The organism is Shewanella sp., from assembly GCF_047975355.1.
Classification (GTDB): domain Bacteria; phylum Pseudomonadota; class Gammaproteobacteria; order Enterobacterales; family Shewanellaceae; genus Shewanella.
Map to the genome: position 1 here is coordinate 1 of NZ_JBKEDJ010000043.1, position 1,832 is coordinate 1,832.

The following is a 1,832-nucleotide window of genomic DNA, read 5'->3' on the forward strand; positions in this document are numbered from 1 at the left end:
GTAATTTCAGGCAAGGTCAAATCAACGGTCATTTTGGGCGCGGCAAATACCGCTGAACTCACAAACAACGCACCGATGGCGCTGGTGCGAATAAGCTGACGCATCATTAATCGGTTCTCCCTATGGAACAAAATAGACATACACAAGTGCACAGCCTGAGCTGACGAGCACCATATAAAACAAGGATTTTTTAAGTCGTTTCGTTTGAGGCAACAGCAAATAAGCGCCGGTGAGCGAAAAGAGAATAATCAGCAAGGCACAGACATCTAACACCCAAGCCCAGACAATCCCGGTATTGCGCCCCTTGTGCAGATCGTTAAGCACCGCAATAACGCCATAATCTAAAGTCTCAACATAGGCTTTGCCGTCGAGTAGATCTAAGGTGACGGTGCGATACGTGCCGGGGCCTTTATTCACTAGGCTTATCTCATCCTCATCGATATCGGCAGTGCCAATATCCATATCCCACTGGCTTTTTAACCAATGCCCCGCCGCTAAACGCCATTCAGGCTCCTGCGGCGCTGCAGGTATTAAATAATTTGGAATATCAAACTGTTTACGTAGAGGTTCTTGATCCGCTGAAGAAAACCAATTGGGATGGTTTAAGGTGATCCCGGTTACGGCAAAAAACAGCATTAACAGCAGCAGTGCCATAGAGACATAAACATGAATAGTCCGAGCGAAGGAAAGCGATGATTTACTAACTTTTAATTTCAATGACTGACTCTCACGAAGGGATATTAGGCGAGCGCCTAAATCGCCACCAACCGTTGGCTAATAGCCTGTATTAACGAAAGTTAATGAGTCAGAGAGTAAATGATATTTATTATCAACAAAACCTAACTTTACATTCTTTACATCACAAGTACGGTATAACGGCAACGTTGATGGGAAATATCACAAACTCGTAGAGCGAGAAAAGCAGCGGAGAAAATAGAAATAATTGTAAAACTAATACAAATTCAATTAGATAAAACTTAACCTTTTACCCCCTAATTCCAGTAAAAATTTACTTATTCACCCCTCTCGTTTACAGAATCGCAATCGGCTACAATCCGCCGCCGGCGACTTGCTGGTACTTCCAAAGGAAATATCATCTTGAGTACAACTCTGCTCAAAAAAATGCGTTGCCTACACATTATCTGGCTCGCACTAATGCTTAATGCCTGTGTTGCCCCACTGCTATTGATGTCACCCCAAGGCCAACTCATGTGGGCACTGCTAAAACCCCTTGTCGGATTAAATCCAAATGACGTGGGGCTGTTCGAACAACCATTGATTAAAGATCGGATGAAGGCCCTGCTCGGTGACAACTACGAGACCACGGTATCGCTGCTGAAAACCGCCGATAAAATCCAGCAGGAAGGTCCACTGTTTTATATGGTATCGACCTATACGCCAGTGCCGGAAATGGCCGAAAAAGCAGGCTTTGTGTGGAACTCAGAAACCAACCAAATGGCGGTGATGTTGCTTACGGGTGGCTCGCCAAAAATTATCTCTGAACAATTTACCGATCAAGCTGAGAAACTGGTACCAAGCTGGCCTAAAGAACTGGCTGACTACACAGATCCGCAAAAACTACAGCAAAAGGCGATAGATGCAGGCACGGAGAAACTGCAAGAACAAATCCCAGCGGCTGCGCCCCTAAAAGCGGTTGCCACTGGAGATGTAAAAGCAACACAGGAAGCGGTGCTTGAAAAGGCGGTGAGCGAAGTCGCAGCCCCCGCAGCGGTTAAAGAAGTTAAACCCGTACAATAACGACACTCAGCCGAGCATAGCTCGTCCTAGCCGCATTTCACTTTAGTCGCTGTCAGCCACAGTGCTTATTAACA

General features: G+C 45.8%; 2 protein-coding genes and 1 pseudogene. 1 reads left to right on the forward strand and 2 read right to left on the reverse strand.

Translation table 11 applies throughout. The annotated features are described in order from the left end of the window. Together ACK5NH_RS12825 and ACK5NH_RS12830 are read right to left on the reverse strand one after the other, a co-directional pair. Positions 1-104, reverse strand: a pseudogene (locus ACK5NH_RS12825) (DUF2271 domain-containing protein); the annotation flags it as partial. 16 nt (positions 105-120) lie between these two features. Then, positions 121-717 carry a PepSY-associated TM helix domain-containing protein gene (locus ACK5NH_RS12830; protein ID WP_416920626.1) on the reverse strand — a complete coding sequence of 199 codons (597 nt, stop codon included), beginning with the start codon at positions 715-717 and terminating at the stop codon, positions 121-123. 405 nt (positions 718-1,122) lie between these two features. On the opposite strand from ACK5NH_RS12830, the gene ACK5NH_RS12835 reads away from it, so the two are divergent. Further along, the gene (locus ACK5NH_RS12835) at positions 1,123-1,758 is read left to right on the forward strand and encodes a hypothetical protein (RefSeq protein WP_011621801.1); all 636 of its coding nucleotides are present in this window, start codon (positions 1,123-1,125) and stop codon (positions 1,756-1,758) included. Positions 1,759-1,832 lie beyond the last annotated feature (74 nt).

Bases quoted from the DNA above. Each gene is read 5' to 3' on its own strand.
- ACK5NH_RS12835 (WP_011621801.1), top strand. From the start codon at position 1,123: ATGCGTTGCCTACACATTATCTGGCTCGCACTAATGCTTAATGCCTGT.